Raw genomic sequence first — 26,972 nt, 5'->3', positions numbered from 1 at the left:
CTAGGTACCGCAACAGCTGCCAGCAGTCCTAATATAACAATTACGAATATCAGTTCTATTAATGTGAACGCTTTTGTAGGTTTTTTATATAAAATTTGAATTTTTCCCCTCTTTCTTTATAGCCGCTGAACTGATCAAAACTTGCACAAGCAGGACTCAAAAGAGCGACCGATTTTTTATTGTGCAGTCTGTCTATCTGTCTGACGGCATTTTCTAAAGTATCGGATTTAAAACAGTTTATTTTATATTTTTTCGCAAGATTTGTGAAAATTTCCATATTTTTGCCAATAATGAACAGTTCAATATTTAGGTTTTGCATATATTTAAAAAGAGGCGTAAAATCCTGACCTTTGTCGTCCCCTCCTAGTATCAGATAAATTTTTTTGTTTTTGTATCTTATAAGTGCGTTAAGAGCCGCGTCAACGTTTGTGGCTTTTGAGTCGTCTATCCAGGTTCTGCCTTTTCCATCTGTAATTTTTTCAAGTTTATGGGGATCTATTTTGAAATTTTCAAGTTTTTTTTCTTTTAAAAACAGTATTTTATATACCGCTTTTGCCAGGATTTCGTCCAGTAAAAACGGAACTTCGAACTCAAGGTTTTCCAGTCCGAAATAGCTAACGAGGTCTTTTTCGTTTTCATACGTTATTTTAAATGCGGCTGTTTCCCTGTCCAGATTTTTAGGCATTATGACGATGTCTCTTTCGGTCATTCTTTCAAGAGGTGAAAGCTTGGCGTTTATATATTCTTCAAAACTGCCGTGCCATGAGGTATGGTCTTCATTAAGCGGCAGTATGATAAAAATATTCGGTTTTGCGTATTTTGTATAATGAAGCTGAAAACTGCTGGCTTCCACAACCCAGAAATTGGCGTTTTTTTTCATTTCAGCCAGGGGTATGCCTATGTTTCCTCCAATGTCAGCGCCTTTTTCTTTTAAAAGATGGTAGGTCATCTGTGTAGTTGTGGTTTTGCCGTTTGTGCCGGTTATCCATATCTGAAAGGGCGAATCTTCATAAAAATAATCAAATTCGCTTATTAAATTTTTAGCTTTTGTGATTAAAGGATGTGAAGGGGGAATGCCGGGAGATGTTATTTCAAGTGTTGATTTTTCCGGATTAAATTCGGAAGAAGGTAAAAGTTTGTTTCCGTATTTGTCATAAGTGATTTCTTTAAACGAATCGTCGAATATATGCCATCCGCCGCTTTTGGAAATGGCTTTTGCGGTTATTCCGTATCCGAAAAGAGATTTCATTGCTGAAGGTATCCTTTTAGCAGCTGGCCTAAATCGGAATCGAGTTTAATGTTGAGATACGGAAATTTCTTTTTATCCAGAGAAATATTTACAAATACGACGTTTCCTCCGAGTCTTTTTTTTATTTCGTTTTTAAGCTGTGTAAGAGTTGAAATTTTGTCAACCAGTATACCTTTTACTTTTGTAGCTATGAATATTTTTCCGTCGGCGTATTTTTTTAGTTTGTCAACAGGTATGTTTCTGTCTTGGGCGACCGTTTTTAGGAAGTTTTCATATGTCGGAAGGAGCAGGTTGTCCATAAGGTATTTTCTTTCTTCAGGCGTAGCTTTTTTAAAAAGCGAAATAGGTTTTTTGTATTTTCCGACTGTAATGTCGTCTTCTTCAACGCCTATTTTCTTAGCGAGTTTTCCTATTACGTAATGAGGCATTATAACCCCGATACTTCCCACTACCGCATTTTTATTCGCCACGATTGGTCTGATGGCGCTTATTATGTAATAACCGCCGCTTGCTGCCATGCTTTCTACATATACGTTTACTTTTTTTGTTTTGTTCAGGAATTTAAGATATGCGTTAAATTCATCGCTTGCGCTCGGGCTTCCTCCCGGAGTGTTAAACACAAGCAGGTATTCTTTGCAGTTTTTATCTTTTTTCAGTCTGTTCATTTTATCCATCAGTTTGTTTATGTAATCAACGGTAATTGTTTTATTGATGTTAATTACCGCAACATATGGTTTACCTATAGGAGTGGAAGGCGAGAGGGTTTTTTTCAAAAATACACCCAGGGCTATAAGTTCCGCCAGTATTAATATAAGAACTCCGAAAAGTACCGCTTTTTCTTTTAGCGCTCTTATTTTGAATATTTTAAGTTCCGCTTTTAATTTTTGGTTTTCGTCATACATTTATAACCTTTATCTGATTTTGATCGAAAGTATTGCTATTAAATTCGTAATTAACGCTATTATCCAGAATCTTATCGTGATTTTATTTTCTTTCCATCCCACTTTTTCAAAATGGTGGTGAATAGGGGCCATTTTAAAGACTCTTTTTCCTCTTGTTTTGTAGCTTCCGACCTGAAGAATTACGGACACAGTTTCCATAATAAATACAAAAGCTATAAATATAAGCAGAATTTCGCTTTTTGCCAAAATTGCCAGAAACCCTATTACGGCTCCTAACGGCAGACTTCCGCTGTCTCCCATGAACACTTCCGCCGGATTTGCGTTGTACCAAAGAAATCCTAAAAGCGCTCCGATAAGGGCAAATACGATAATAGTAAGTTCTCCGACTCCAAGTTCGAACGGATAAAAAAGATATGTGCTGAATTTATAGTTTCCGACAATATATAAAAGAATTCCGAGTGTAAACAGGGAAAAAATGGAAGGAACGGTAGCCAGACCGTCAAGGCCGTCCGTCAGATTTACGGCGTTGCTCATGGCCACTATTACGAACGCCCAGAAAAGGATTGCAAAATATCCCATGTCAAAAAGCGGATGTTTGTAAAAAGGAACGTAAAGTTTGGTATCAAAACCTATTTTGATTAAAATATATGAAATTACTAATGCTCCTAGCCACTGTAGGGCGAATTTGGCTTTGGCGCTCAGTCCCGCCTGGTTTGACGAGCCTTTTATTTTGCCGTAATCGTCTATAAATCCCAAAAACGTAAAATAGACCAAAAGCAAAACGGTTAAAATTACGTATCTGTTAAGCTCCGTGGTAATTAAAATTGAAATTACGGCGCTTGACATATATATCAGTCCGCCCATTGTCGGAGTTGAGCTTTTTGCTTTGTGATTATCGGGTGCCAGATCGAAAATAGGCTGAGTCGCTTTGGCTTTTGCCCATTTTATAAATTTAGGCATTAAAAAAATTGTCATAAGAAATGCCAGGAAAAATGCGAGAATTGCTCTAACTGTAATATAATGGAATAAATTAATATGATAATGTTCATACAGGTAATATAACATTATTTGCCTTTTTTAGATAAAATTTTAACATAATAACTGTAAATGAAATGTTAATAAAGGAGAGTATATGAATTTTAAAGGTAAAAACGTTTTAATAACGGGTGCAAGCAGGGGAATAGGCGCCGAAATCGCAAAAGTACTTGCAGGATACGGGCTTAAGGTATGGATAAACTACAGAAGCGGAGCAGAAGCTGCCGACAGAGTAAAAGAGGAAATAGAAGCAAACGGAGGAGAAGCTGCAGTAATAGGATTTGACGTAAGCGACGAAAAAGCGTTTGTAGAAGCGGTAAAAACAATTGTAGACAGTGACGGAGAACTTAGCTATCTTGTAAACAATGCGGGTATCACAAACGATAAACTTGCAATGAGAATGAGTGTGGAAGATTTCAAAAAGGTAATTGACGCAAACCTGACTTCTACATTTGTAGGCTGCAGGGAAGCCGTAAAAGTTATGAGTAAAAAAAGATTCGGTGCAGTTGTAAACGTGGCAAGCGTAGTTGCGGAAGCCGGAAACATCGGCCAGGCAAACTATGTTGCAAGCAAAGGCGGGGTAATAGCTATGACTAAAACATTCGCACTTGAAGGCGCCGCCAGAAATATCAGATTTAACAGTGTTACTCCGGGATTTATAGATACAGATATGACAAAAGACCTTCCTGAAAAAGTGAAAGAAGAGATGCTTGGAAGAATTCCTCTTAAAAGATTTGCCTCTCCTAGGGAAGTGGCGAACGCAGTTGCGTTTTTATTAAGCGACGAGGCAAGTTACATTACGGGAGAAACGCTTAAAGTTAACGGCGGAATGTATATGTAAAAATTTTAAAAAGATGTTAAAAATCTTTGCGTGCACAGCGGAATGAAAAATTATATTAATTTGCAAGTGCAACCAAAATTTTGATAAAATGCTGAAATAAAAAATTAAAGGAGACAGAATGGCACTATTTGATGAAGTAAAAGAAGTTATAGTTGAGCAGCTAAACGTTGCACCTGAAGAAGTAAAACCGGAAGCTAAATTCGTAGAAGATCTTGGAGCTGACAGTCTTGACGTAGTTGAGATGATTATGGCGCTTGAAGAAAAATTCGAAATCGAAATTCCTGACAGCGAAGCGGAAAAAATCCAAACTGTTCAAGACGTTATCGATTTTATCGAAAAAGCTAAGTCTTAATAATTTTTCCCTTCCGGGGATAATATTAACGGATATTTTATAAATATCTATTAATATTAACCTCAAATAAAGGAAATATATGAGAGTTGTTGTAACCGGAATAGGTATGATAAACGCTGTAGGTCTTAATAAAGACGAAGCTTTTGAAAATATAATTGCTGGAAAAACGGGAATTGATAGAATTTCTCATTTCGATCCTGAAGGATTCGGATCTCAAATAGCCGGAGAAGTTAAGGGGTTTGATCCTAAGACGGTTATGGATCCTAAAGAAGTAAAAAAAGCGGACAGATTTATTCATTTAGGAATTGCGGCTGCTAAAGAAGCAATGGCTGACAGCGGTCTTAAAGAAAACGACTATGACGGAAACAGATTCGGTATTTCTGCTGCTAGCGGAATAGGTGGACTTCCGAATATCCAAAAAAACTCTGTTATTTGTGAAACAAGAGGACCTAGAAGAATATCTCCGTTTTTTATCCCTAGCGCTCTTGTTAATATGCTTGGAGGATTTGTGTCTATTACTTACGGACTTAAAGGCCCTAACCTTTCAAGCGTAACTGCATGTGCGGCGGGAACCCACGCTATTACCGAAGCGTTCAAAACAATTAAAATGGGCATGGCGGATAAAATGATGGTAGTTGCCGGAGAAGCTGCGATTTGTGAAATCGGTGTAGGCGGATTTGCGGCAATGAAAGCTCTTTCAACAAGAAATGATGACCCTGCTCACGCTTCAAGACCTTTTGACGCTAAAAGAGACGGGTTCGTAATGGGTGAAGGCGGAGCGTGTCTGATTTTGGAAAAATATGAAGACGCTGTAGCCAGAGGAGCAAAAATTTACGGAGAAATTATCGGAATAGGCGAAAGCGGAGACGCCAACCATATTACTACTCCGGCTCCGGGCGGAGAAGGTGCATACAGGGCTATGAAAATGGCTTATGAAATGGCCGGAGAGCCTAAAATAGACTATGTAAACGCCCACGGAACATCAACAAAATATAACGATATGTATGAGACAATGGCGCTTAAAACTCTTTTCGGAAGCAAAGAAAACACTCCTCCTGTAAGCTCTACCAAAGGTGCTACAGGACACTGTTTAGGTGCTGCGGGAACCATCGAAGCGGTTATTACGTTAATGGCAATGGATAAAAATATTATGCCTCCTACTATTAACTATGAAGAGCCGGATCCTGATTGTGATTTGGATTATATTCCAAATAAAGCAAGAGAAGCGGAAATTAATATAGCTATGAGCAATTCATTCGGATTTGGCGGAACAAACGGAGTGGTTATATTTAAAAAAGTAAAATAAAAGGCTAACTTTGGCAGTACTTGATTTTGAAAAAAGAATAGAAGAATTAAAAGAGCAGATAGACGTCGCTAAGATAAAAGGCGACTCTCATGCCGCTTCTACCTTACAAAAAGAACTTGAAAAAGAGATTGAAAAAACGTTTAAAAATTTAACTCCTTATCAAAAACTTCTTTTAGCGCGTCATCCAGACAGGCCTCACGCAATTGATATCATTAATTTAATTATGGATGAAAAAGTAGAAATCCACGGGGACAGAGAATTTCGCGACGACGCTTCTATAGTATGTTATATCGGTATGATAGGCGATACTAAATGTGTGGTAATCGGTGAGGAAAAAGGCAGAAACACTAAAGAAAAACTTGCGAGAAATTTCGGTATGCCGCATCCTGAAGGCTACAGAAAAGCGCTTAGAGTGGCAAAGCTAGCCGAAAAATTTGATTTGCCTATTCTTTTCCTTGTGGATACTCCGGGTGCATTTCCGGGTATAGGAGCGGAAGAGAGAGGACAGAGCGAAGCTATTGCCAGAAATCTGTTTGAATTATCGAGAATTAAAACACCGACGGTTTCAATCGTAATAGGTGAAGGCGGAAGCGGTGGAGCACTTGCCATAGGTGTCGCCGATAAATTCGCAATGCTTAAATATTCAGTATTTAGTGTTATTTCTCCGGAAGGCTGCGCGGCTATTTTATGGGGTGATAACTCAAAAGCCGAAACGGCGACAAAAGCGCTTAAAATTTCAGCCGAAGAGCTTAAAGAATTAGGCCTTATCGATGATATTATTGACGAACCTTTAGAAGGTGCACACAGAGATTATGAAACTACGGCGAAAAATATTAAAGACTATTTTCTAAAACAGGTAAAAGAACTAAAAGAACTTTCAAAAGACGATCTGCTTCAAAAAAGATTCGAAAAATATTTAAACTACGGCAGTTTTAACGAAAAATAATCTTTTTTTTCTTCTCATTAACCTTTCATTTACTTTTGTTGTTTATCTTTATAAAGCGTTGTTTACGCAAAATTTAAGCGGTGGAAGAAAGGAGGGAGGTATATGCAAGTTTCAAACAGTATGCAGATGCAACAGATGCATCAGATGAGAATGCAGGGCCAAGGCCAAGGCGGAGGCCACGGTAAAGGCATGGGCAGAATAATGCAAAGCCTTACACCTGATCAAAGACAGGATATTTCTTCACAATTGCAAAGTCTTTCTCAGGATGACAGAAAAAACATAGTTGATCAGATTAAATCACTTGATACTTCAAGTATGTCTCAGGATCAGCTATATCAATCAATTCTTGATATTCTAAATCCAGAAACTCAAACTAATACGATAACTGCAACCAGTATAGACACTTACGCCTGATGTTGCAGCTCTTGGGCTAAATATTTTGCGGTATATGAAATATCCGCATAGTTTTTAGCTATTTCTTTTACATTTCCGGTAGCAATGACTTTTCCACCGCCGCTACCACCTTCAGGACCCATATCTATTATATAATCTGCATTTTTAATAAAGTCCAGGTTATGCTCAATCACTATTACGCTGTTTCCTAAATCAACCAGATGCTGTAATACGTTAACCAGTCTGTCTATGTCGGCGAAATGAAGCCCCGTTGTAGGTTCGTCAAGAATATAAAGAGTATTCCCGGTATCACGGCGGCTGAGTTCTTTAGAAAGTTTGATTCTCTGTGCTTCCCCTCCGCTTAGGGTTGTGGCGTTCTGTCCGAGTGTAATGTATCCGAGTCCCACGTCTTTGAGGGTTTTTAGTTTCTGTTTTATTTTCGGTATTTTTTCAAAAAACTCATACGCTTCATCCACGCTCATTTCAAGCACGTCCGCAATTGATTTGCCTTTGTATTTAATTTCAAGCGTCTGTTCGTTATATCTTTTTCCTCCGCAAGCTTCGCATGTTACCATTACATCCGGCAGGAAGTGCATTTCGATTTTTATCTGTCCTTCACCCTTACACACCTCACATCTACCGCCTTTTACGTTAAAGCTGAATCTCCCCGGAGTATAGCCTCTAAGCTGTGCTTCGGGAGTCTGGGCGAAGAGGTTTCTTATATCGTCAAACACTCCCGTGTAAGTTGCCGGGTTGGAGCGTGGTGTTCTTCCGATAGGGCTCTGGTCGAGGTAAATTACTTTATCAAGCTGCTTAAGTCCAGTAATTTCAACACCTTTTACTTTTTGTATTTTGTGTGCGTGGTTAAGGATTTCCCTTGCAGTAGGCAGCAGGGTTTGAAGGATTAGTGAGCTTTTACCGCTGCCGCTGACTCCTGTTACACATACGAGGTTTCTTAGCGGGATTTTTACGTTTAGATCTTTTATGTTGTGGATATTTACGTTTTTGATTTCAATCCATTCGTTTTGAGGTCTGTCTTTTCTATAGTTTATGTCTTTTTCGCGTTTTATGTATTTTGCGGTTTCGGTGTCGCTTTTGAGAAGTTCGTCAACATTACCGCTGAATATAACCTCTCCTCCGAATTTTCCGGCTCCAGGACCGATATCCACAATATGATCTGCGTTAAGGATTGTTTCCCTGTCGTGTTCCACGACTATTACGGTGTTGCCTTTGTCTCTCAGGTTTTTGAGTGTGTTGATAAGTTTAAGCGTATCTCTTTCATGCAGACCGATACTCGGCTCGTCAAGCACGTACATAACGCCCGTAAGCCCGCTTCCTATCTGACTTGCTATTCTGATTCTCTGGCTTTCACCACCGCTTATAGTTCTCGCGTCCCTGTGAAGGGTAAGGTATCCGAGTCCCACGTCCACAAGGAAAAAGAGTCTTTCGCGTATTTCTTTTAAAATAGGTTCGGCAATTCTTTTTTCCTGCTCGTTTAGGTGTGAGAAGTTTTCTTCGTTTTTGAAAAACTCATACGCATCGCTTATAGGCATAGATATTATTTCGCTGATCGTTTTACCCGCTACTTTTACAGCTAGGCTTTCGGGGCGCAGTCTGAAGCCTTTACACGAAGGACACACGCTCTCGCTCATTATTTCGCTCATATCTTCGTCTTTGTAAAGATCCAGTGCGATTTGTCTGAGTCCCGGCCATCTTTTTGAGATTTTGTGTTTAGCGTATTCAAACTCTATATCATATGCCGTGCCGTTTAGGATGATTCTTTTTTGCAGATCGTCAAGCTCGAAAAAGCTTTTGTTCATATCTATATCAAGCTCGCGGCAAAGAGCCTTGAAAAACTCCTGGTAATATTTTTTGTTAAATCCCCAGATAAGCGGTATTGCGCCTTTATTTAGGGGTTTGTCTTTTATAACCTTTTCGATATCAAGCGTATAAGTTACGCCAAGCCCGTCACATTTCGGACAGGCGCCTTTTGGGGAGTTGAACGAAAAACTGACAGGTTCAAGCTCTTCAAAACTTATCTTACAGTCAAAACACGCAAGATGTTCGCTGTAATGGATAAAATCCCTCTCAAGTCCGAGTTCTTTTGCGTTTAATATTTCTATTTCAACTTCGCCGAAACTTTTATTAAGAGCTTTTTCAACAGCTTCTGCTATACGGGATTTGTTTTCTTCTTTTACGATAACCCTGTCGATTACGGCTTTAATGGTGTGTTTTTTAGTTTTTTTAAGTTCAATTTCTTCATCGAGCCTTACTATTACTCCGTCTATGTAGGCTCTTATGATTCCTTCTTTTCTTAGTTTTTCGATTAAATCGTGAAATTCACCCTTTTTTTCTTTTACAATAGGAGCATAAATGATAATTTTCGCACCTTCAGGCAGTTTAAGAACCTCATTGATAATATCCTGAGGAGTCATCTGGGTGATCTGTTTACCGCACAGGTGGCAGTGCTGGATACCTATTCTTGCGTACAGGAGTCTTAGATAATCGTATATTTCGGTAACTGTCCCGACGGTTGAGCGTGGGTTTTTGGACGTAGTTTTTTGATCAATCGCAATAGCCGGGGTAAGACCGTCTATTTTATCAACTTCGGGTTTTCCGGTTTTTTGTAAAAACTGTCTTGCGTATGAGCTGAGACTTTCGATATATCTTCTCTGACCTTCCGCATACAGCGTATCAAACGCAAGTGTGGATTTACCGCTTCCGGAAAGTCCCGTAAACACTATCAGTTTGTTTTTCGGTATTTCAAGGTTTATGTTTTTTAAGTTGTTTTCCCTGGCTCCAATGATTTTGATTTTATCCATTTATGCTCCTGTTGTTTTTATAAAACACCTAAATGCGTTCAACAATAGTGCAAATTTCTTAACACTGCAAAAAACTAAAAAGTGTAAGCCGCTTTGCTTAAGAACACTTTTTTTAACGTTTTTTTACATTAAAATTTGCAGTTGTTTCTCTTTATTTAGGTTTATTTATTTAATAATATGCCACTTTTTTATAAAAATTAATCGCGCATTATACCATAAATTTAAGGAAAGTTTAAGGAAAGAGTTTTTAGTGATAGTTATTTTTTATTTTAATCAGTTGTTTTAATTCTTGAGGAGTATATGCGGGCTTTTTTCTATGTAACATAGCATGACAATTTGGACATACCGGTATCATGTCTTTTATTGGATCAATTTTGTAATTTTTACCAATAGTAGCTAAATCTACAATATGATGAACATGAATAAAATTTTTACCAATTTCACCATATGTTTTTTTAAAATTAAAACCGCAAATTTGACACTCATATCCATAATGATCTATACAAATTTGTCTAGCTTTTGGATTTCTTTCATAAGAATTAACAATTATTTGTTTTTTTGTCCCTTCATATAAATTATTGCTTTCTTCAATTTCATCTGGAAAAATATTATTGTTTAAATGAGTTGAATTACGGTAATCAAGTAAAAATTCTATATATCTATCAAATGCACTACTATACATATTGTTACCACGTTTGTTTTTATCAAAATATTGATTGAATTTGAAGTAATCGTTTTTTATTTTTTTTGCTATTGTTGGATCAGTAATAGAATATAAGTCATAGTCTTTATAATTTACTTTTTGTAAGTCATTAGAAATTGTTGTAATTGTATTGGCATATCTGTTTGGTTTATTGTTTTTAATAAGCCAATTTTTAAATAATTCTTTCAAATTTTTACTTTACTGAAACTCAATAGCCCATATAGCGAAGAAAAACACAAGCATTTCAGTTATGTACAGTTTCCATTTAGGCTGGATTTTATACAGTTCTCCTTTTATCTGCTGGTATTCGCTGTATGTAAGAGTACTAAACATTCTTTTGATAACTGTATCGATGTAGTCGTCTCTGTCGTCGGTTTTGAGAGCGATAAAAAGGTGTCTGTAAATCATAAAAAGCTCTATTATTGCTATAATAATCAGTGTTATATCTACAATTTTAAGAGCAATCATTTCGATAATTATTATTTCAAATATGTAAAAAATAATAGTGTAGCCTATAAGGGGGTAGTGGTTTTTCAGGTAATAAAGTGCAAAAAGTTTATCAGCTGCGGAGCGGATACCGAACTTTTCAAGAGTGTATATTCTGAAACCTATCAGCATTATTATAATAAGTTCGGTTATTAGTTTAATATCCATTAATTTCCTTGAAAGTACAGTTTGTATGTTGTTGCGCAAAATACGAAAATATACCATACAAGCAGAAATTTTTTATGATGTTTTGGATGCATTGCGTGATAAAGTTTTATACCGAAATACGTTCCTATAAGAGAAGCCAGCCCGATTGTAAAGCCTTTGGAATAATCGATATGTCCGGCCAGGCTTTGTGAAATAAATCCGGAAATTGAAGAAAAAACGACAAAAAACAGGCTGAGGCTTACCGTTGTTTTAAGCCTGTAATGCAGGAATCCTACAAGTATCGGCGTTATTAAAATGGCTCCTCCCACACCGACACTTATAGCAATCATTCCGACAAAAAGACCAATAAAAAAAAGTTTTTTATTATCGATTGGAGGTTCTTCTTTAGGTTCGGGCACTGTTATAAAAAATCTTACAATAGCTACAAAAACAAGTGTCAGGAATACGGCACCGAGTATTTCTTTTGAGGTGTGTTTTACGATATATCCGCTAAGAGCGGCACCTATGGCGCCACCTATGGCAAGGGAGAGACCGTTTTGAATTTTTAGCAGACCTTTTTTAAAATTAAGATAAGACCCGTACATTGAGCTTAACATCATCTGGGTGACGCTTATGCCTACCGCATCTTTAAATCCGAATCCGAGAAACAGAAGTATAGGCACTAATACAGTTCCTCCTCCTATTCCGAAAAAGCCGGAAGCGAAACCTACAAATATCCCAATAATTATGGCACTTATCAAATTAAGCCTTTTTTGATAAAATTATATCATAGTAAAATTTAGTAAATCTAAAGGATATGGATGTTTAATATTATAAAAGAGGCGGTAAAGAATTTTATGGACTCTATTGAAGCTAAAGCCGATGAATGTAACGAAGAGGTAAAAGAGGGGTTTGTAAGTAAAATATCAATAAGCGGTGATGAAAATTATGATATTTATATCGTAGTGCCTCATGAAAAACTTTCATATATAGCGAATTATTATTTTGGCGACGACAGCTACGATACTGAAGATTTAACTAAAGAAATAGCAAATCAGATAATCGGAAATGCTAAAATAGTGGCGCAAAAAAGAAACGTTTCTTTTGATATAGGTGTGCCTGAGTATCTCGGAGAATTTGATAAAAACATTGAATATGACGATATACTGTCGTTTAAATTTAACGGAGATAAATGCTTTTATATCCTGTTTAAGGGGAAATAATGGAAGAAAAAAATATTATAGAAGAGGAAGTTGAAGAATATATTCCCGATTATTCAAATCTTTTAGATACGGAAGTGCTGTTTGAAAGTGATCTTGGAAGGGTTGATATCACTTTAAGGGAGATCCTCGCTCTTCAAAAAGGCAGCGTAATCGACCTTCAAAAGCCGGAAGGCGAAAGTGCCGAAGTTTATATAAACGGAAGGATTATAGGAAAAGGCGAGGTAATGGTGTATGAAAAAAACCTTGCAATCAGACTTAATGAAGTTCTTGATGCAAATCAGCTTATATATTATCTGACAAAAGAACACTAGGTAAGTTGTGAAGTAGATAAGCTGTGAAGTTGTGAAGGGGATTTTAAAAGATAAAATACGATAACATATGCATATATGCCTTTAACGACTTACCTACTTAACAACTTATCTACTTAAAAAAGAAGGAGTATTTGTGAAAAAAATAATTTTGATATGTCTCGGGGTATTACTGTTTGGAGCCAATCTTATAAACGTGAATTTTTTTGAGAGTAAAAACAAACTTGACATTCTCTTTTCGTTAGACAGTGTATTTAAAGGAAAAGTAAAACAGGTGTCAAAAAACTCGTATATTCTAACGGATATAAGCACGGATAAGGTAATTCAAAAAGAATTTACTAAAAATTTTATAAATTCTATTATAATTTCGCCTGATAAAAACGGAGTAAGAATTGATATTACGGCTAATAAGCCTATAAAAACGTCTGTTGCCCTAACGCCTGACGGATACGGTGTTAGATTTAGAATAATAAACGAAAAGCCTATAAAAGTCCAAAATGTGCAAAACAGTCTGCAAAATTTAAATGCAAATAAAGAAGGGCTCGATGCCGTTTCTTATATAGTCGGTATATCTATTCTTATTATACTTGCGTTGATTTTATGGTTTTTGAAAAGAAAAACGGCTTCGCTTCCGAGTCTTAGAGAAAACATGAAAGTTCTTGCGCAAAAACCGATAGACGCTAAGAATAAAATAGTGCTTTTTGAATATCAGGACAGAAAGTATCTAATGCTGATAGGAAATACAAACGTACTGCTTGATGTGTTTGCGGATGATGTAGCCGTTCCTAAAAATGAAGTGGAATTTGACGAGATGCTGAAACTGTCTAAGAAATATAACAATATAGACAAATATATACAAAATGCCGAAAAACTAAAGGAGTTTGATGAAAGAATTTGACGTAATTGTTGTCGGCGGAGGGCATGCGGGAATAGAAGCCGCTCTTGCGCCGGCGAGAATGGGTAAAAAAGTACTTCTGCTTACCATGCTTGTAGAACAGATAGGAGCAGCCAGCTGTAACCCGGCAATCGGAGGTCTTGCAAAAGGACATCTGGTTAAGGAAATAGACGCGCTCGGCGGTGAAATGGCGCTGGCGACCGACCATGCGGGAATACAGTTCAGGGTTCTTAACGAAAACAGAGGTCCGGCTGTTAGAGGAAGCAGGGCTCAGATAGACATGGACAGATACAGAATATATATGAGAACGGTTTGTCTTAATACTCCGAACCTTACTGTAGCTCAGGAAATTGTTGATGAAATAATCGTAAAAAACGGCAAAATTGCAGGAGTTAAAACAAACCTTTTAAACGAATACAAAACAAAAGCCCTGATTCTGACAACCGGAACGTTTATGAGAGGAATTATGCATTTCGGACCGGTTAAACTTGAAGGCGGAAGATTTCACGAGCTTCCTGCTAAAAAAATCAGCAAATCGCTTGAAGATTTAGGATTTAAACTTGAAAGACTCAAAACCGGAACGACTGCGAGGATTGACGCAAGAACGATTGATTTTTCAAAAATGGAAATTCAGCCGGGTGATGAAAACCCTAAACCTTTTTCTTTCAGAACCGATAAAAAAACATTTAACCCTACACAGCTTCCATGTTACATAACATATACAAACGAAAATACACATGATATTATTAAAAGCAACTTCCACAGAGCGCCTCTTTTTACAGGTCAGATTGAAGGTGTTGGGCCGAGATACTGTCCGAGTATCGAGGATAAACTTAATAAATTCCCTGATAAAGAGCGTCATCACGTATTTGTTGAACCTCAGACGCTTGAAGCTACGGAATATTATCTAAACGGACTTTCAACCTCTCTTCCCATGGACGTTCAGGAAGACTTTATCCATTCGATTCCGGGGCTTGAAAATGCCAAGATAGTCAGATTCGGATATGCGATTGAGTATGATTTCATACAGCCGACAAACCTTAAGCATTCGCTTGAAACTAAAGAAATCGAAGGGCTTTTCTTTGCCGGACAGATTAACGGAACTACAGGATACGAAGAAGCGGCGGCGCAGGGAATAATGGCCGGAATTAACGCCGCACTTAAAATAGACGGAAAAGAGCCTATAATTTTCAGAAGGGATGAAGCGTATATAGGCGTTCTTATTGACGATCTGGTTACAAAAGGAACGAACGAGCCGTACAGAATGTTTACGAGCAGAAGCGAATACAGACTCCTGCTTAGAGAAGACAATGCGATTTTAAGACTTGCCGATTACGGGCATGAACTTGGAATTCTTGATGATGAAACGTATAAGAAAGTGCAGAAGTTAAGAGAAGAGATAAACAGGGGAATGAAAATCCTGAATGAGACGTTTGTAACGCCTAACAAACAGATAAACGCAATGCTTGAAGAGATGGGCGAAGAAAAAATTCAAAGCAAAATGGAAATAAGAAAAATAGCAGGGCGTCATACGTTCAACAGGGAAAAACTTTTAAAGCTCGCTCCCGAATTTAAAGATTTCAGCGAAGACGCGCTTGAGCAGATACTTATTGACGCAAGATATCATCACTATATTGAAAGACAAAAAGCACAGATTGACAAAATGAAAGAGATGTTGAATGTCAAAATTCCTGAAGATTTCGAATACAAAGGAATTCCGGGACTCAGCCGAGAAATCGTCGAAAAACTTGAAAAATTCAGACCGCCTACACTATTTGCGGCAAGTGAAATAAGCGGTGTAACGCCTGCGGCGATTGACATTATACATATGTATATCAATATGAGAAAAAAGAAAAGTTGACAAATTTTCTCTTTTTTTATATAAATGCCAAAAAAGGAATTTAATGACATACATTTATGTATATACCGCCGATAAAGAGAAATTTGAGAGAATTAAAAAAGCCGTTGAGGTAGCAAAGGCTCTGGATGAAACTCCGGTCTTTTGCGTAAACGATCTTGAAGCGATAGATGAAGTCAGAAAAAACGGGTTTAAAGCCATGAACGTGGATGCCCTGCAGGATCTTTTTAACTTAAGCGACGGAAGCGATACGTTTTATATATCCACACCGGAAGATACGACGTATCTAAAAGCCGCATTTGCAAACGTAAAAGAAATTTAAAAAACGGAGAATTGAAAATGGAAAATAAAGAGTTAAATACTGAAAACAACAATCAGGAAGAAAAACCGTTTAATTTCGGTAAATTTATATTAGGTATATTTTTAGGTCTTTTGATTTTAACGAGTATTATTATTCTTGTGCCTTACTTTTTAATGAAGTGATATCGAAATAAAATCTGCTTCCTTTTCCTTTTTGGCTCTCAATCTGAAGTTTGGTTTTGTGAATTTTGAGTATTTTTTCAACAATTGCCAGTCCTAATCCCAAAGAGTTGTCCCAGTCGTTTTTTGCTATACGGTAGAATTTTTGTTTAATGAGTTCTATTTCTTTTTCGTCTATACCTTTACCTTTGTCTATAACTTCCAAATAAGTATCTGTAATATTCAGTGTTATTTTATCGTCGGAATATTTTATTGCATTTGAAAGCAGATTGTATATTACCGTTTCTATCAGGGTTTTATCACCGTAAACAGGTGTTTTTTGACAGTTTAGTTCAATTCTGTCGGTATTAAAACTTTCAATTATGTTTTTTGCGGCTGCACACAGATCGAATTTGGCAAATTTAATTTTTACTTTTTCGTTTTCGAGTCTTGTAATAAGATAAAGTCTGTCGATGAGTTCGCTGAGTCTAAGAGAGTTTCTCTGTATTTTGTTTAAAAACTTTCTGTTCATTTCATCCGGCAGTTCGTTGGTAAGTATCGTTTCAATATAACCGTTTATAATGGATATAGGATTTTTGAATTCATGTGAAACGGCGGAAATTAGTTCGTCTTTTGAAAAGTTTAAAATATGAAGCTTTTTATTTTCTTTTTTGAGCTTTCTGTTTTCTTCTTTCAGTTTTTCAATCTCTTTTAAATCATTTTTAAAAAAGATTTTTTTTAAAATATTCTTAACTCTCAATTCTCAATTCTCCATTTCTATTTTAACTTTTCATTTTACACTTTTCACTTTAATTTGTATCCCACGCCTCTGACGCTTTGTATAATACCGTCAATTTTGTGGTTAAGCCTGTTTATGGCGACATTAACGCTTTTTTCATTGCTTATATCCAAAACTTCCATAATTTCTTCCCGGCTGAGTGTTCTTTTTTGATTTTTGAAAAATAGTTCTAATAGTCTGAATTCGGAAGGGGTCAGTGTTATATTTACGCTGTCGTGTGAGAGTGTTCTGTTTTGCAAATCGAGATGATAGTCTTTATACGAAATAACTTTAGCTGTAATATTGTGTCTTTTAAGCACCGCTTTGATTCTGGCAAGAAGTTCTTTCATATTAAACGGTTTGGTTATATAATCGTCGGCGCCTCTTTCAAAACCTTCAATAATGTCGTCTTCATCCGCTTTGGCGGTTAGAAATATTACAGGTATGTCGTAACCTTCCTGTTTCAGCTCTTTTACAAACATGCTGCCTTCAACACCCGGAAGGTTTCTGTCTACTATAAGCAGGTCGGGATTTTCTTCTATTATGAAGTCTTTTACTTTTTTGGTATTGGTAAAGCCCACGGCGTCGTAGCCGTTTTGCTGAAGAGTAAATTCAAGGAGTTCTAAAAGATCCTCCTCGTCTTCAATAATCGCGATTGTTATCATTCTAAATTCTCCGTTCTCAGTTAAAGTTCAAGTCCCTCTTTTGCAAAGAGCAGGTATGATGCGATTGTTTTTGCACTGTCGCTGATTCTTTCAAGTTTTTTTGCTATGTTTAAAATTTTCAGGATTTCATCTACGTTTTCTTTCTGTTTTACTTCAAGCACAAGGTCTTTGTATATTTCATCAGCGATTTTTTCGTAACTTATAATAGTTGAATATGCGTCTTCTATTGTATCGCCTTTTACGGCAAGTTTAAGCGTATCGATGGTTGAAAGGGCGTTTTGATATAAAGCGTCGATTTTTTCGTCTTCGAAATCGTATTTTTTAATAAACGATTTTGTTGATTTTTTTATTTTTGCTAAAAACGAGCTTATTTTAAGATACGCCACTACTTCTCTTAAATATTCTCCCTGCGGATGGAAAAGTGCAAGGAATTTAATTACTTCGTTGTCAAATTCTTTTAAATCAATAAGAAAAAACTCTTCAGTTAACTCTTTTTTTTGAAGAGAATCTTCAATAGCCGTAATATAATTTACAAATTTATTGTTAATCTGCTGGAGTGACTGCTCAAAAGTACTAAGCATTTGAATCCTTTTTTTGTGTTATTATACATTAAATATATATTTAGTTTGTTATCGTTGTGTTATTCAAAACTCTATTTTGTTACCAAAATGTTATTTTGTTTTTTTACAATTTTGAAAATCAAAAAAGGAGAACGAATGAAAAAATTAGTATTAGGAGCGTTAATCGCAGCAAGTTCATTTGCATATACTATAAACGGAACAGGTGCAAGTTTTCCATATCCTGTATATAAACAGTGGATTAAAAGTTATTATGATAAAACCGGCAACAGAGTAAACTATACCGCAACGGGAAGCGGAACGGGAATTAAAGAAGTTGCTTACAGACACGTAAATTTCGGAGGAAGCGACAAACCTTTGACTCCCAATATTTTAAGAAAAGCGAGACTTTATCAGTTTCCTACAGTAGTCGGAGGTATCGTTTTCGGTTATAACGTACCCGGTATAAACAAACTTAAATTAAGCGAAGCGGCAATTAAAGGTATAGTTCTCGGCACTGTCAAATACTGGGACAATCCTTTAATAGTAAAATACAATCCGGGAGAAAAATTCCCTCACAAAAAAATTATTTTCGTTCACAGAAGCGACAAATCGGGAACTACTTTTAACTTTACATATTATTTAAGCAAAATGTGCAATACATGGAGAACGCATTTCGGTGCAAGAAAACTTATCAACTGGCCTACAGACGCACAGGGCAGAGGTATCGCTGGTAAAGGAAACTTCGGTGTCAGCGCCGCTATTAAAACAAACAAATACTCTATCGGATATGTTGATTATGCGGATGCTAAGAAAAACGGTCTTAAAATGGCTATCGTTCAGGCGGCTGACGGAAAATTCGTAGCGCCTACCCCTGCGAACTTTGCCGAAGGCGCAAAATATGCGGGATTTGACCCTAAAAAAGATTTTTATAAAATAATTGCTTATCCGAGAAAAGGTTATCCGATTATCGCGTCTACATTTATTTTGATACCTCAGGAAAAAGTAAATACAGATAAAGAAGTAACGGCGTTTTTCAATTACGCATATAAACACGGAGACGCCGCTGCAAGCAGACTGGGATATATCCCTCTGCCTCAGAGCGTTAAAGACCAGATTATGAAATACTGGGCCGAAAAAGGTATTTCTCCTGCAAAATAAAAAAGGGCTTTAAATCCTTTTTTATTTTTTATACAATTACAAAAATTAAAGGCGGTGTATGGAAGCTCTTTTTAGAAAGTTATCCTCTCTCAGTGCTACGATTATCTTAATATTGCTTTCTGCTATATTTGTTGTGTTATTTATGTATGCAAAACCTGCTATTAAAGAATACGGACTGCATTTTATTATTGATCCGAGATGGGACGTAACCGTTCAGCTTCCGGCTAAAAACAAACCGGCAGACAATGCCTCGGCTCAGAGCGTTCAAAATAATACAACAAATAGTACAGCCTCAAACGCTGCAATTCCTCAGGACAGCGACGATATAGGAAATATTCCGACAGACAGTGACGATATCGGGAACATCCCGACAGACAGCGATGATATAGGAAATATTCCTCAGGATAATGACAATATTGCAATTCCGGAAGATAATGATCTGGGAGGAATGGGCACTTCAAATACGAAAACAATTTACGGCGGGCTTATTCCGATAGTCGGAACTATTCTTTCCACTGTGCTTGCGATGGTTTTTGCTGTTCCTATCGCAATGGGGATTTCAATATTTTTAGCCGAAATTGCACCGCCTTTTATATCTAAACCGGTCGGTATCGCAATAGAGCTGCTTGCCGCGATTCCGAGTATTATTTACGGTATGTGGGGACTTTTTTATTTCGGTCCGTTAATAGCGGACATATTCGGAGGACAGAGTGTTTCGCTGCTGGTAGCCGGAATGGTGCTGGCCGTTATGATTATTCCTTTTATGGCGTCTCTAACCAGAGACAGTATGAATACTACTCCAAATGTTCTTAAAGAATCCGCATATGCAATGGGGGCGACTAAATTTGAAGTAATTAAAGACGTTATTTTCCCTTATGCGAAAAAGGGAATAATCGGAAGTATCATTTTGGCGCTGGGAAGAGCTTTGGGTGAGACAATGGCTGTCGCTTTCGTAATCGGAGGGGTTTTCAGTTTCCCTCACAAACTGACTGATCCTACCGTTTCGATTCCGGTAGTTCTAGCCAACAACTTTGCGGAAAGCAGCGGAATGAGTTTAAGCGCTCTGTTTTATCTGGCGCTGATACTGTTTATTATTTCATTCGCTGTTATTTCATTTGCGAAGTTCTATTTTTTAAGGGATAAAAAATGAGACTTATAATAAATAAAATTGTTTTGCTTCTTTCTACGTTAAGTGCGTTAATAGGGCTCGGATTTCTGTTTTGGATACTGATAACCCTGACTATAAAAGGCATTGGTGCTATAGATCTTCACATATTTACGCACGATTTGGTAAACAACGGTCTTAGAAACCTGCTTGTAGGGCAGTTTATACTTGCTCTGATAGCTGTGATTATCGGTGTTCCTATAGGAATGGTGGCCGGTATATATCTTCAGGAATATTCGTTCGGAAACAAATACGCGCAGTTTATAAGAAACCTGAGCGACGTTATGATGTCGGCTCCGTCAATCGTAATAGGTACTTTCGTTTATGCTGTTGTAGTCAACCCTGTAGGACATCAAAGCGGATGGGCGGGAGCAATTGCGCTTGCCATTATGATGATTCCGATAGTCGTAAGAACTACGGACGATATGCTGGGACTCGTTCCGAAAGAGCTAAGAGAAGCCGGAGTCGCGATTGGCGCTCCTAAATATAAAGTGATTTTAAATATAATTATAAAAGCCGCAAAAGTAGGTATAATGACGGGAATTCTGCTGGCTTTCGCCAGAATAGTGGGAGAAACTGCTCCGCTGTTATTTACAAGCGGAAACAGCGAATATTTTACCGTTAACCTAAACCAGGTGTTTCCTAGCTTAACTGTCGCTATTTATAACCTTGCTACAATGCCGGATGCGAATCTGGTAAGAATAGCATGGGCCGGAGCGTTTATATTAACGCTTTTCGTTTTGATTATAAACCTTCTCGGAAGATATTTAATAAAAGATAAAAAATAAAGGTTTGATATGAAAGTAATGGATATTAAAAATTTCAGTTTTACATATGCGGGTGCTCCAAAACCTTCTTTAAACAATATAAACTTGCCTATTTACGAAGGTAAAGTTACGGCATTAATAGGGCCTAGCGGATGCGGAAAATCAACGCTTTTAAGAAGTTTAAACAGAATACACGACCTGTATCCTGGAAATAAGTATGAAGGGGAAATCCTTCTCAAAAATTTTGATACGGGAGAGATGGAAAATATTCTTGAATTTAAAAAAGAAAACGAACTTATTAATCTTCGTCAGAGAGTCGGAATGATATTTCAAAAACCGACACCGTTTCCAATGAGTATATACGACAATATCGCATACGGACTTAGACTAAAAGGTATAAAAAGCAAAAGCGAACTTGACGGCAGGGTCGAAGATGCACTTAAAGGCGGAGCGCTGTGGAACGAAGTTAAAGACAGGCTTAAAGACGATGCAAGGGGTCTCAGCGGCGGTCAGCAGCAAAGACTGTGCATAGCAAGGGCCATTGCGGTAGAGCCGGAAGTGCTTTTAATGGACGAACCTACAAGTGCGCTTGACCCTATTTCAACTTTAGCGATTGAAGAGCTTGTAACCCAGCTGAAAGATAAAGTCACTATAGCAATAGTTACGCACAATATGCAGCAGGCAAGCCGTGTGAGCGACTATACGGCTTATATGTATTTAGGAGAGCTTATAGAATTCGGTGAAACCACTCAGATATTCCTTAATCCAAAAGAAAAACACACTGCAGATTATATTGCGGGTAAATTCGGCTAATTTTTAAAAATTTTTTAAGATAATATTAATCTTCATTTACAACTTCTTTTTCTTTTTGTAAAATTCCTATAAAAAAGAGGATGTAATGGAGCTGCAAACTGTCTCTAAAATTGAAAAAAAAGCAAGGAAATCCGCCGGTATAGATTTAATGCGCCTTGGTATTGCGCTTATTTTTATTGCCGTTGTGGTTATTTATACATATGCAAAAACAGGAAGCGTGCCAAACAGTCTGTTTTTGGTGATAGCTACGGTTTTCGGTGCTTATATGGCTATGAACATAGGTGCGAACGACGTTGCTAACAATGTGGGTCCGGCAGTCGGAAGCAGGGCTTTGAGTCTTGCGGGCGCTATCGTTATTGCCGCTATTTTCGAAGCCGCAGGGGCTTTGATTGCCGGTGCAGATGTTACGAACACCATCAGAAAAGGTATTATTGATTTAGGTGCTTTTCACGGAGATGTTAATGTGTTTATATGGGCGATGATGTCGGCTTTGCTGGCGGCTGCTCTTTGGCTTAATCTTGCTACTGCGTTTAAAGCGCCCGTTTCTACGACACACTCTATCGTAGGCGGTGTAATGGGAGCCGGAATAGCGGCTGCGGGATTTGGCATCGTTCACTGGGCTACAATGGGGAAAATTGCAGCTTCATGGGTTATATCTCCCGTTCTTGGAGGTATTATAGCCGCAGGATTTTTATATGCCATTAAAAAAACGGTCGTTTTTAAAGAAGATATGGCTTCAGCTGCGAAAAAATGGGTTCCGATATATGTATCAATTATGACGTGGGCTTTTGTAACATATCTGACAATGAAAGGTTTAAAGCACGTATGGGTTAATATTACGGATGTTTTAAGCTTTTTGCCTCATACTAAAAAACCTACATTCGGTGTTGCTGCCGTTTTCGGTCTGATTGCCGGTGTCATCGTATATTTTGTAATGGTGGTTAAATTAAAAAAAGAAGCTATTTTAAATACCAGGGAAGGAATAAACAGATATTTTACCGTTCCTCTTATTTTTTCAGCAGCACTTCTTAGTTTTGCTCACGGTGCAAATGACGTTGCGAATGCGGTAGGTCCTCTGGCGGCTATCAGCGATGCCGTTTTAAACGGAGGAATCGCAAGCAAATCGGCGATACCTTTCTGGGTTATGGCAATCGGTGCACTGGGTATTTCTATAGGTCTTGCACTTTACGGTCCTAGACTGATTAAAACGGTTGGCGACGAAATCACAAAAATAGACCCGATAAGAGGTTTCTGTGTGGCTTTAGCAGCGGCTATTACCGTTATTGTGGCATCTCAGCTGGGACTTCCGGTAAGTTCTACGCATATTGCGGTAGGAGCTATATTCGGAGTAGGATTTTTGAGAGAATGGCTTCACCTGATTGAACAGAAAGAAGAAGAAATAGTAAAAGAAATAGATGACGCGGAAAAAAAATTAAAAGCATACGAGCTTGAACTTGAAGACCTGCAGCAAAGAACCGACAAAACTAAAGAAGATTATAAGAAAATAGTCGAACTTATAGAAATGATTGAAGATTTGGAAAAAACAGTTAAAAGATTCAAAAAAATTCTTAAAAAAGAAGAAAAAGTAAAATATGTCAAAAGGGATCTGTTTAATAAAATTATTTTGGCCTGGGTTATTACAGTTCCTGTAGCAGCGGTGCTTGCGGCAATGATTTTCTTTATGATTAAAGGAATGATGCTGTAATTAAAATGGAAAGTCGGCCGTTGGCCATTTTCCATATGTTTTTAATAAAACGTGCCAGACACCTAATATGAGAGTTTGATATAATTTCATAAATAAATATTTAAAGGATTCTAATGAGAATAGTTTTTATGGGAAGTCCCGATTATGCAGTGAAAATATTAGACGAACTAAATAAAAGATATGAAATCGCCGCTGTTTATACACAGCCAGACAAGCCGGTAGGCAGAAAAAAGGTTTTGACTCCGACGCCTGTAAAAAAATATGCTCTTGAAAAAAACCTGGAGGTGTATACGCCTATAACATTAAAAGACAATAACACTATAGAAAATTTAAAACCTGATTTTATTGTAGTGGCGGCATACGGGCTTTTGCTTCCGGAGAAAATATTAAATATCGCTCCGTGTATAAATCTTCATGCGTCACTGCTGCCGAAATACAGAGGAGCGAGCCCTATTCAGAGTGCGATATTAAACTGGGACGAGTATACCGGTGTTACAGCCATGCTAATGGACAAAGGGCTTGATACGGGGGATATACTCTCATGGGATTATACAGAAGTGGGAAGAAAAACAAGTATCGATCTTTTTAATGAACTGGCTGTTATAGCAGCAAAGCAGACTCCTTTTGTTATAGATAATTTCAGTAAGATAAAACCGCTTAAACAGATTGACGCATTGGCTTCTTATTCTCCTAAAATAAAAAAAAGCGACGGATATGTGACTTTTGAAAGCGCTTTAATTATAGACAGAAAATACAGAGCGTTTCAGCCTTGGCCGGGAATATACTGTGAGAGGTTTAAAATTAACGAAATGGAGCTGATAGATACGGACTCGTCCAATAATGAAGGTGAAATCCTGGAAATAGGCAACGGTGTTGTTATTGGCTGCAAAAAAGGAAAAATCAGACTTATCAAAATCCAGGTGCCGGGTAAAAAGGAAATAAATGCCGTTGATTACGCAAACGGCAAACGTTTGAAAGTGGGAGATAATATTATAAGTAGTTAAGTTGTTAAGTAGGTAAGTAGTGAAGTAGGTATGTTGTGAAGGGTGGAAGAATAAAAAGTTAAAAGTGAAAAAGAAAGATAGGAAATGAAAAAAAAACAATTTAAAATCAATATAAACCAAAGAACTGTAAATTGTAAACTGAATACCGAAAACTACACACTACATACTACTTACTCTCCACTTAAATATATATATTTGGAAAAAATAGATTCAACTCAAAAATATCTAATTGAAAAAATAAAAAAAGAAGAGCTTTTTCCGCCCGTATGCGTATGGACGGAACTGCAGACTGACGGCATAGGCAGCAGAGGAAATGTCTGGAAAGGAAAAAAAGGAAATCTCTTTTTTTCTTTTGCGTTTGAAAAGGAAAAGTTTGAAGATGTGCCTTTGCAGAGTCTGTCAATATATTTCGGCTGGATATTCAAAAAAACTTTAAATGAACTCGGAAGCAAAGCGGTAATGAAATGGCCAAACGATATTTATTTAATACGGAATAAACCGAAAAAAATAGGCGGAGTGATTACAAATATAATAAATAATTATATTATCTGCGGAATAGGGTTAAATACGCGCTTTGCTCCTGAAGATGAATTCGGAAGTTTGGATATTGAATTAAAAAATGATAAAATTCTTAAAAGATTTTTTTCTAACTTTGAAAAAATAAGAGGTTGGGATACTGTATTTATAGAATTCAAAAGAGAGTTTGAAAAATATAAAAATATTTTTTCAATAGAAGGCGTTTTAGCCGAGGACGGAAGCATAGAAAATAATAAAAAAAGGATATATTCAAAGCGATGATAGAAATAATATCTGTAGCTAATCAAAAGGGAGGGGTAGGTAAGACTACTACGGCTGTGAACTTAGCCGCTTCAATTGCGATTACCGAAAAAAAAGTTTTATTAATTGATGCAGATCCGCAGGCGAATGCGACTTCTTCACTAGGTTTTTTAAGAAGTGATTATGAATACAGTCTTTATCATGTCTTAATCGGAAGCAAAGACATAAACGACACTATATTAAACACGCTTATTCCGACTCTTGATCTGGTGCCTTCTAATATAGGTTTGGCCGGTATTGAGAAAGAGAGCGAATATCTTGATAAAAAAGAACTTACTCTTAAAGAAAGAATAAAAGAGCTTAAAGAAGATTACGATTACATAATAATAGACACTCCGCCGATGCTGGGGACTATAACGATTAACGCTTTAAGTGCCAGTGACAGCGTTATTATCCCTATACAGACGGAATTTTTTGCACTCGAAGGGCTTGCACAGCTATTAAATACCATTAAACTCGTACAAAGAACCAAAAATCCACGACTAAAAATAAAAGGTCTGCTTCCTACAATGTTTAGCAAAAGCAACAACCTCTCAAAACAGGTTTTTCAGGATCTTATCAATCATTACTCAAGCAAACTTTTCAAAAATAAAAAAAGCGGAAAATACATTTATATACCAAGAAACGTCAGACTTGCCGAGGCGCCTAGTTTCGGAAAACCGGTTATTTTATACGATATTAAAAGCTCAGGTGCATTAGCTTACGAACTGCTTGCAAAAACCATAATAGAGGAATCCGAACAATGAAAAGATTAGGAAGAGGCTTAAGCTCGATTTTAGAAGATGCCGAAGCTGGTTATTTAAAAGAGCTGCCTAGCGGAGGCGTTGAAGAAATAGAAATTTCAAAAATCAAAACAAACCCTTATCAGCCGAGACGCGAATTTAATCAAGAGGCGATTGAGGAACTTGCCGATTCAATCAAAAAATACGGTCTTTTACAGCCGATAGTTCTTATAAAAGACGGAGACGGCTATATTCTGGTTGCCGGTGAAAGAAGACTCAGAGCTACCAAACTTCTAGGCGAAGAGCTTATTAAAGCAATAGTTGTCGATTATTCAAAAGATGATTTAAGAGAATACGCGTTAATCGAAAATATTCAAAGAGAAGATTTAAATCCTATTGAAGTGGCATATTCGCTGCAAAGTCTTATAGAAGAGCACGGCTATACTCATGAAGAACTGGCTAACGCAATTTCTAAAAGCAGAAGTTATGTTACAAATTTACTCAGAATTTTAAATTTACCTGAATTTGTGCATGACAAGATTAAAAGAGGCGTTTTAAGCGTAGGGCACGCTAAAGTTTTATTAGGACTTGATGACGAATTATTAAAAAAAGTTATAGATGAAATTGAAAAAAAATCATTAAACGTGCGCGATACCGAGAAACTTATTCAGAGACTTAAAAATCCTGCAAAAGAAAAAGAAGATTTCGAGCTGGATAAAAGAGTTGTCGTACTTGCGGAGAAATTTAAAAAAATCGGATTAAAAGTTGAAATTAACAAAGATTCGCTGAAAATTAGATTTAAAAATAACAAAGATTTGAAAAAATTAGAAAAACTTTTAAATCTAATCGGTTAAATTTATGTTAAAATTCCAA

At 37.0% G+C, this 26,972-nt stretch carries 30 protein-coding genes; 20 read left to right on the top strand and 10 right to left on the bottom strand.

Annotation, left to right across the window (positions count from 1 at the left end; all coding sequences use genetic code 11):
- Window positions 1-58 precede the first annotated feature (58 nt).
- From murD to mraY, 3 genes are read right to left on the bottom strand one after another with little or no spacing between them, the layout of a single operon-like run.
- Window positions 59-1,249 carry a UDP-N-acetylmuramoyl-L-alanine--D-glutamate ligase gene (gene murD, locus ACZ5EP_RS06270; RefSeq protein WP_464508422.1) on the bottom strand — a complete coding sequence of 397 codons (1,191 nt, stop codon included), beginning with the start codon at window positions 1,247-1,249 and terminating at the stop codon, window positions 59-61.
- A complete protein-coding gene (gene sppA / locus ACZ5EP_RS06265) occupies window positions 1,246-2,151 on the bottom strand; it encodes a signal peptide peptidase SppA (protein ID WP_464508421.1) in 906 nt (301 codons plus the stop codon). The genes murD and sppA overlap by 4 nt, the downstream gene beginning before the upstream one ends.
- Window positions 2,152-2,160: 9 nt before the next feature.
- Complete coding sequence (gene mraY, locus ACZ5EP_RS06260; protein WP_464508420.1) at window positions 2,161-3,216, bottom strand: phospho-N-acetylmuramoyl-pentapeptide-transferase; 1,056 nt, start codon at window positions 3,214-3,216, stop codon at window positions 2,161-2,163.
- Window positions 3,217-3,283: 67 nt separating this feature from the next.
- Between mraY and fabG the strand changes: the two genes are divergently transcribed.
- The 5 genes from fabG (at window position 3,284) to ACZ5EP_RS06235 (ending at window position 7,045) form a co-directional block, all read left to right on the top strand.
- A complete protein-coding gene (gene fabG, locus ACZ5EP_RS06255) occupies window positions 3,284-4,027 on the top strand; it encodes a 3-oxoacyl-ACP reductase FabG (RefSeq protein ID WP_464508419.1) in 744 nt (247 codons plus the stop codon).
- Between the two features lie 118 nt (window positions 4,028-4,145).
- On the top strand, window positions 4,146-4,379 hold the full coding sequence (gene acpP, locus ACZ5EP_RS06250; protein WP_127679393.1) for an acyl carrier protein: 234 nt from the start codon (window positions 4,146-4,148) through the stop codon (window positions 4,377-4,379).
- A gap of 79 nt (window positions 4,380-4,458) precedes the next feature.
- On the top strand, window positions 4,459-5,685 hold the full coding sequence (locus ACZ5EP_RS06245; RefSeq protein WP_464508418.1) for a beta-ketoacyl-ACP synthase II: 1,227 nt from the start codon (window positions 4,459-4,461) through the stop codon (window positions 5,683-5,685).
- 10 nt (window positions 5,686-5,695) lie between these two features.
- Complete coding sequence (accA, locus tag ACZ5EP_RS06240; RefSeq protein WP_464508417.1) at window positions 5,696-6,631, top strand: acetyl-CoA carboxylase carboxyl transferase subunit alpha; 936 nt, start codon at window positions 5,696-5,698, stop codon at window positions 6,629-6,631.
- A 102-nt stretch (window positions 6,632-6,733) separates the two neighbouring features.
- Entirely contained in the window at window positions 6,734-7,045 is a 312-nt protein-coding gene (locus ACZ5EP_RS06235) for a hypothetical protein (RefSeq protein ID WP_464508415.1), read from the top strand.
- On the opposite strand, the gene uvrA is transcribed toward ACZ5EP_RS06235, so the two are convergent.
- From uvrA to ACZ5EP_RS06215, 4 genes are all read right to left on the bottom strand, one after another.
- Window positions 7,036-9,846, bottom strand: coding sequence for an excinuclease ABC subunit UvrA (gene uvrA, locus ACZ5EP_RS06230; protein ID WP_464508414.1), 2,811 nt, complete (start codon window positions 9,844-9,846; stop codon window positions 7,036-7,038). The two genes, ACZ5EP_RS06235 and uvrA, sit on opposite strands and share 10 nt — an antisense overlap.
- A 247-nt stretch (window positions 9,847-10,093) precedes the next feature.
- Window positions 10,094-10,738, bottom strand: a complete 645-nt coding sequence (locus ACZ5EP_RS06225) for an HNH endonuclease (protein WP_464508413.1) — start codon at window positions 10,736-10,738, stop codon at window positions 10,094-10,096.
- A gap of 9 nt (window positions 10,739-10,747) precedes the next feature.
- Complete coding sequence (locus ACZ5EP_RS06220; protein WP_464508412.1) at window positions 10,748-11,203, bottom strand: excinuclease ABC subunit A; 456 nt, start codon at window positions 11,201-11,203, stop codon at window positions 10,748-10,750.
- Window positions 11,203-11,943, bottom strand: a complete 741-nt coding sequence (locus ACZ5EP_RS06215) for a sulfite exporter TauE/SafE family protein (RefSeq protein ID WP_464508411.1) — start codon at window positions 11,941-11,943, stop codon at window positions 11,203-11,205. Before ACZ5EP_RS06215 ends, ACZ5EP_RS06220 begins: the two co-directional genes overlap by 1 nt.
- A gap of 60 nt (window positions 11,944-12,003) precedes the next feature.
- Here ACZ5EP_RS06215 and ACZ5EP_RS06210 point away from each other — a divergent pair, with 60 nt between their 5' ends.
- The 6 genes from ACZ5EP_RS06210 (at window position 12,004) to ACZ5EP_RS06185 (ending at window position 15,949) form a co-directional block, all read left to right on the top strand.
- Window positions 12,004-12,405, top strand: a complete 402-nt coding sequence (locus tag ACZ5EP_RS06210; protein WP_127679401.1) for a hypothetical protein — start codon at window positions 12,004-12,006, stop codon at window positions 12,403-12,405.
- Window positions 12,405-12,716: a flagellar motor switch protein FliN gene (gene fliN, locus ACZ5EP_RS06205; protein WP_464508410.1), complete on the top strand. Its 312-nt coding sequence runs from the start codon at window positions 12,405-12,407 to the stop codon at window positions 12,714-12,716. Before ACZ5EP_RS06210 ends, fliN begins: the two co-directional genes overlap by 1 nt.
- A gap of 133 nt (window positions 12,717-12,849) precedes the next feature.
- Entirely contained in the window at window positions 12,850-13,611 is a 762-nt protein-coding gene (locus tag ACZ5EP_RS06200) for a flagellar biosynthetic protein FliO (protein ID WP_464508409.1), read from the top strand.
- Window positions 13,598-15,469: a tRNA uridine-5-carboxymethylaminomethyl(34) synthesis enzyme MnmG gene (mnmG, locus tag ACZ5EP_RS06195; protein ID WP_464508408.1), complete on the top strand. Its 1,872-nt coding sequence runs from the start codon at window positions 13,598-13,600 to the stop codon at window positions 15,467-15,469. Before ACZ5EP_RS06200 ends, mnmG begins: the two co-directional genes overlap by 14 nt.
- Before the next feature lie 43 nt (window positions 15,470-15,512).
- Window positions 15,513-15,788 (top strand): hypothetical protein, encoded by a 276-nt coding sequence (locus ACZ5EP_RS06190; protein WP_464508407.1) that lies wholly within the window; start codon window positions 15,513-15,515, stop codon window positions 15,786-15,788.
- 17 nt (window positions 15,789-15,805) lie between these two features.
- Window positions 15,806-15,949, top strand: coding sequence for a tRNA uridine 5-carboxymethylaminomethyl modification protein (locus ACZ5EP_RS06185; RefSeq protein ID WP_127679406.1), 144 nt, complete (start codon window positions 15,806-15,808; stop codon window positions 15,947-15,949).
- On the opposite strand, the gene ACZ5EP_RS06180 is transcribed toward ACZ5EP_RS06185, so the two are convergent.
- Genes ACZ5EP_RS06180 through ACZ5EP_RS06170 form a run of 3 tightly spaced genes read right to left on the bottom strand, consistent with a single transcriptional unit; the run spans window position 15,918 to window position 17,949 of the window.
- Window positions 15,918-16,685 carry a sensor histidine kinase gene (locus tag ACZ5EP_RS06180; protein ID WP_464508406.1) on the bottom strand — a complete coding sequence of 256 codons (768 nt, stop codon included), beginning with the start codon at window positions 16,683-16,685 and terminating at the stop codon, window positions 15,918-15,920. The genes ACZ5EP_RS06185 and ACZ5EP_RS06180 overlap by 32 nt on opposite strands.
- Window positions 16,686-16,729: 44 nt before the next feature.
- Entirely contained in the window at window positions 16,730-17,368 is a 639-nt protein-coding gene (locus ACZ5EP_RS06175) for a response regulator transcription factor (RefSeq protein ID WP_464508405.1), read from the bottom strand.
- 20 nt (window positions 17,369-17,388) lie between these two features.
- Entirely contained in the window at window positions 17,389-17,949 is a 561-nt protein-coding gene (locus ACZ5EP_RS06170) for a PhoU domain-containing protein (RefSeq protein WP_464508404.1), read from the bottom strand.
- 135 nt (window positions 17,950-18,084) lie between these two features.
- Between ACZ5EP_RS06170 and pstS the strand changes: the two genes are divergently transcribed.
- From pstS to ACZ5EP_RS06125, 9 genes are all read left to right on the top strand, one after another.
- Entirely contained in the window at window positions 18,085-19,086 is a 1,002-nt protein-coding gene (gene pstS, locus ACZ5EP_RS06165) for a phosphate ABC transporter substrate-binding protein PstS (RefSeq protein ID WP_464508403.1), read from the top strand.
- A 58-nt stretch (window positions 19,087-19,144) separates the two neighbouring features.
- Entirely contained in the window at window positions 19,145-20,236 is a 1,092-nt protein-coding gene (gene pstC / locus ACZ5EP_RS06160) for a phosphate ABC transporter permease subunit PstC (protein ID WP_464508402.1), read from the top strand.
- Window positions 20,233-21,039 carry a phosphate ABC transporter permease PstA gene (gene pstA, locus ACZ5EP_RS06155; RefSeq protein ID WP_127679412.1) on the top strand — a complete coding sequence of 269 codons (807 nt, stop codon included), beginning with the start codon at window positions 20,233-20,235 and terminating at the stop codon, window positions 21,037-21,039. Before pstC ends, pstA begins: the two co-directional genes overlap by 4 nt.
- 9 nt (window positions 21,040-21,048) lie before the next feature.
- On the top strand, window positions 21,049-21,831 hold the full coding sequence (gene pstB / locus ACZ5EP_RS06150; RefSeq protein ID WP_127679413.1) for a phosphate ABC transporter ATP-binding protein PstB: 783 nt from the start codon (window positions 21,049-21,051) through the stop codon (window positions 21,829-21,831).
- 85 nt (window positions 21,832-21,916) lie between these two features.
- Entirely contained in the window at window positions 21,917-23,536 is a 1,620-nt protein-coding gene (locus tag ACZ5EP_RS06145) for an inorganic phosphate transporter (RefSeq protein WP_464508401.1), read from the top strand.
- A 113-nt stretch (window positions 23,537-23,649) separates the two neighbouring features.
- Window positions 23,650-24,540, top strand: a complete 891-nt coding sequence (gene fmt, locus ACZ5EP_RS06140; protein WP_464508400.1) for a methionyl-tRNA formyltransferase — start codon at window positions 23,650-23,652, stop codon at window positions 24,538-24,540.
- Between the two features lie 84 nt (window positions 24,541-24,624).
- Window positions 24,625-25,338: a biotin--[acetyl-CoA-carboxylase] ligase gene (locus ACZ5EP_RS06135; RefSeq protein WP_464508399.1), complete on the top strand. Its 714-nt coding sequence runs from the start codon at window positions 24,625-24,627 to the stop codon at window positions 25,336-25,338.
- Complete coding sequence (locus tag ACZ5EP_RS06130) at window positions 25,335-26,123, top strand: ParA family protein (RefSeq protein ID WP_127679417.1); 789 nt, start codon at window positions 25,335-25,337, stop codon at window positions 26,121-26,123. The genes ACZ5EP_RS06135 and ACZ5EP_RS06130 overlap by 4 nt, the downstream gene beginning before the upstream one ends.
- Window positions 26,120-26,953 (top strand): ParB/RepB/Spo0J family partition protein, encoded by an 834-nt coding sequence (locus ACZ5EP_RS06125; RefSeq protein ID WP_464508398.1) that lies wholly within the window; start codon window positions 26,120-26,122, stop codon window positions 26,951-26,953. Before ACZ5EP_RS06130 ends, ACZ5EP_RS06125 begins: the two co-directional genes overlap by 4 nt.
- Window positions 26,954-26,972 lie beyond the last annotated feature (19 nt).

The organism is Nautilia abyssi (assembly GCF_055388085.1).
This window is presented reverse-complemented; position numbering and strand designations above follow the sequence as displayed.

Coding starts and splice junctions, on each gene's coding strand:
- pstB (WP_127679413.1), top strand. CDS start 21,049: ATGAAAGTAATGGATATTAAAAATTTCAGTTTTACATATGCGGGTGCT.
- acpP (WP_127679393.1), top strand. CDS start 4,146: ATGGCACTATTTGATGAAGTAAAAGAAGTTATAGTTGAGCAGCTAAAC.
- mnmG (WP_464508408.1), top strand. CDS start 13,598: ATGAAAGAATTTGACGTAATTGTTGTCGGCGGAGGGCATGCGGGAATA.
- ACZ5EP_RS06145 (WP_464508401.1), top strand. CDS start 21,917: ATGGAGCTGCAAACTGTCTCTAAAATTGAAAAAAAAGCAAGGAAATCC.
- ACZ5EP_RS06130 (WP_127679417.1), top strand. CDS start 25,335: ATGATAGAAATAATATCTGTAGCTAATCAAAAGGGAGGGGTAGGTAAG.
- fmt (WP_464508400.1), top strand. CDS start 23,650: ATGAGAATAGTTTTTATGGGAAGTCCCGATTATGCAGTGAAAATATTA.
- ACZ5EP_RS06175 (WP_464508405.1), bottom strand. CDS start 17,368: ATGATAACAATCGCGATTATTGAAGACGAGGAGGATCTTTTAGAACTC.
- uvrA (WP_464508414.1), bottom strand. CDS start 9,846: ATGGATAAAATCAAAATCATTGGAGCCAGGGAAAACAACTTAAAAAAC.
- ACZ5EP_RS06170 (WP_464508404.1), bottom strand. CDS start 17,949: ATGCTTAGTACTTTTGAGCAGTCACTCCAGCAGATTAACAATAAATTT.
- ACZ5EP_RS06210 (WP_127679401.1), top strand. CDS start 12,004: ATGTTTAATATTATAAAAGAGGCGGTAAAGAATTTTATGGACTCTATT.
- sppA (WP_464508421.1), bottom strand. CDS start 2,151: ATGTATGACGAAAACCAAAAATTAAAAGCGGAACTTAAAATATTCAAA.
- ACZ5EP_RS06190 (WP_464508407.1), top strand. CDS start 15,513: ATGACATACATTTATGTATATACCGCCGATAAAGAGAAATTTGAGAGA.
- pstC (WP_464508402.1), top strand. CDS start 19,145: ATGGAAGCTCTTTTTAGAAAGTTATCCTCTCTCAGTGCTACGATTATC.
- ACZ5EP_RS06245 (WP_464508418.1), top strand. CDS start 4,459: ATGAGAGTTGTTGTAACCGGAATAGGTATGATAAACGCTGTAGGTCTT.
- pstA (WP_127679412.1), top strand. CDS start 20,233: ATGAGACTTATAATAAATAAAATTGTTTTGCTTCTTTCTACGTTAAGT.
- ACZ5EP_RS06135 (WP_464508399.1), top strand. CDS start 24,625: ATGAAAAAAAAACAATTTAAAATCAATATAAACCAAAGAACTGTAAAT.
- ACZ5EP_RS06185 (WP_127679406.1), top strand. CDS start 15,806: ATGGAAAATAAAGAGTTAAATACTGAAAACAACAATCAGGAAGAAAAA.
- ACZ5EP_RS06125 (WP_464508398.1), top strand. CDS start 26,120: ATGAAAAGATTAGGAAGAGGCTTAAGCTCGATTTTAGAAGATGCCGAA.
- murD (WP_464508422.1), bottom strand. CDS start 1,249: ATGAAATCTCTTTTCGGATACGGAATAACCGCAAAAGCCATTTCCAAA.
- ACZ5EP_RS06220 (WP_464508412.1), bottom strand. CDS start 11,203: ATGGATATTAAACTAATAACCGAACTTATTATAATAATGCTGATAGGT.
- fabG (WP_464508419.1), top strand. CDS start 3,284: ATGAATTTTAAAGGTAAAAACGTTTTAATAACGGGTGCAAGCAGGGGA.
- ACZ5EP_RS06235 (WP_464508415.1), top strand. CDS start 6,734: ATGCAAGTTTCAAACAGTATGCAGATGCAACAGATGCATCAGATGAGA.
- pstS (WP_464508403.1), top strand. CDS start 18,085: ATGAAAAAATTAGTATTAGGAGCGTTAATCGCAGCAAGTTCATTTGCA.
- mraY (WP_464508420.1), bottom strand. CDS start 3,216: ATGTTATATTACCTGTATGAACATTATCATATTAATTTATTCCATTAT.
- fliN (WP_464508410.1), top strand. CDS start 12,405: ATGGAAGAAAAAAATATTATAGAAGAGGAAGTTGAAGAATATATTCCC.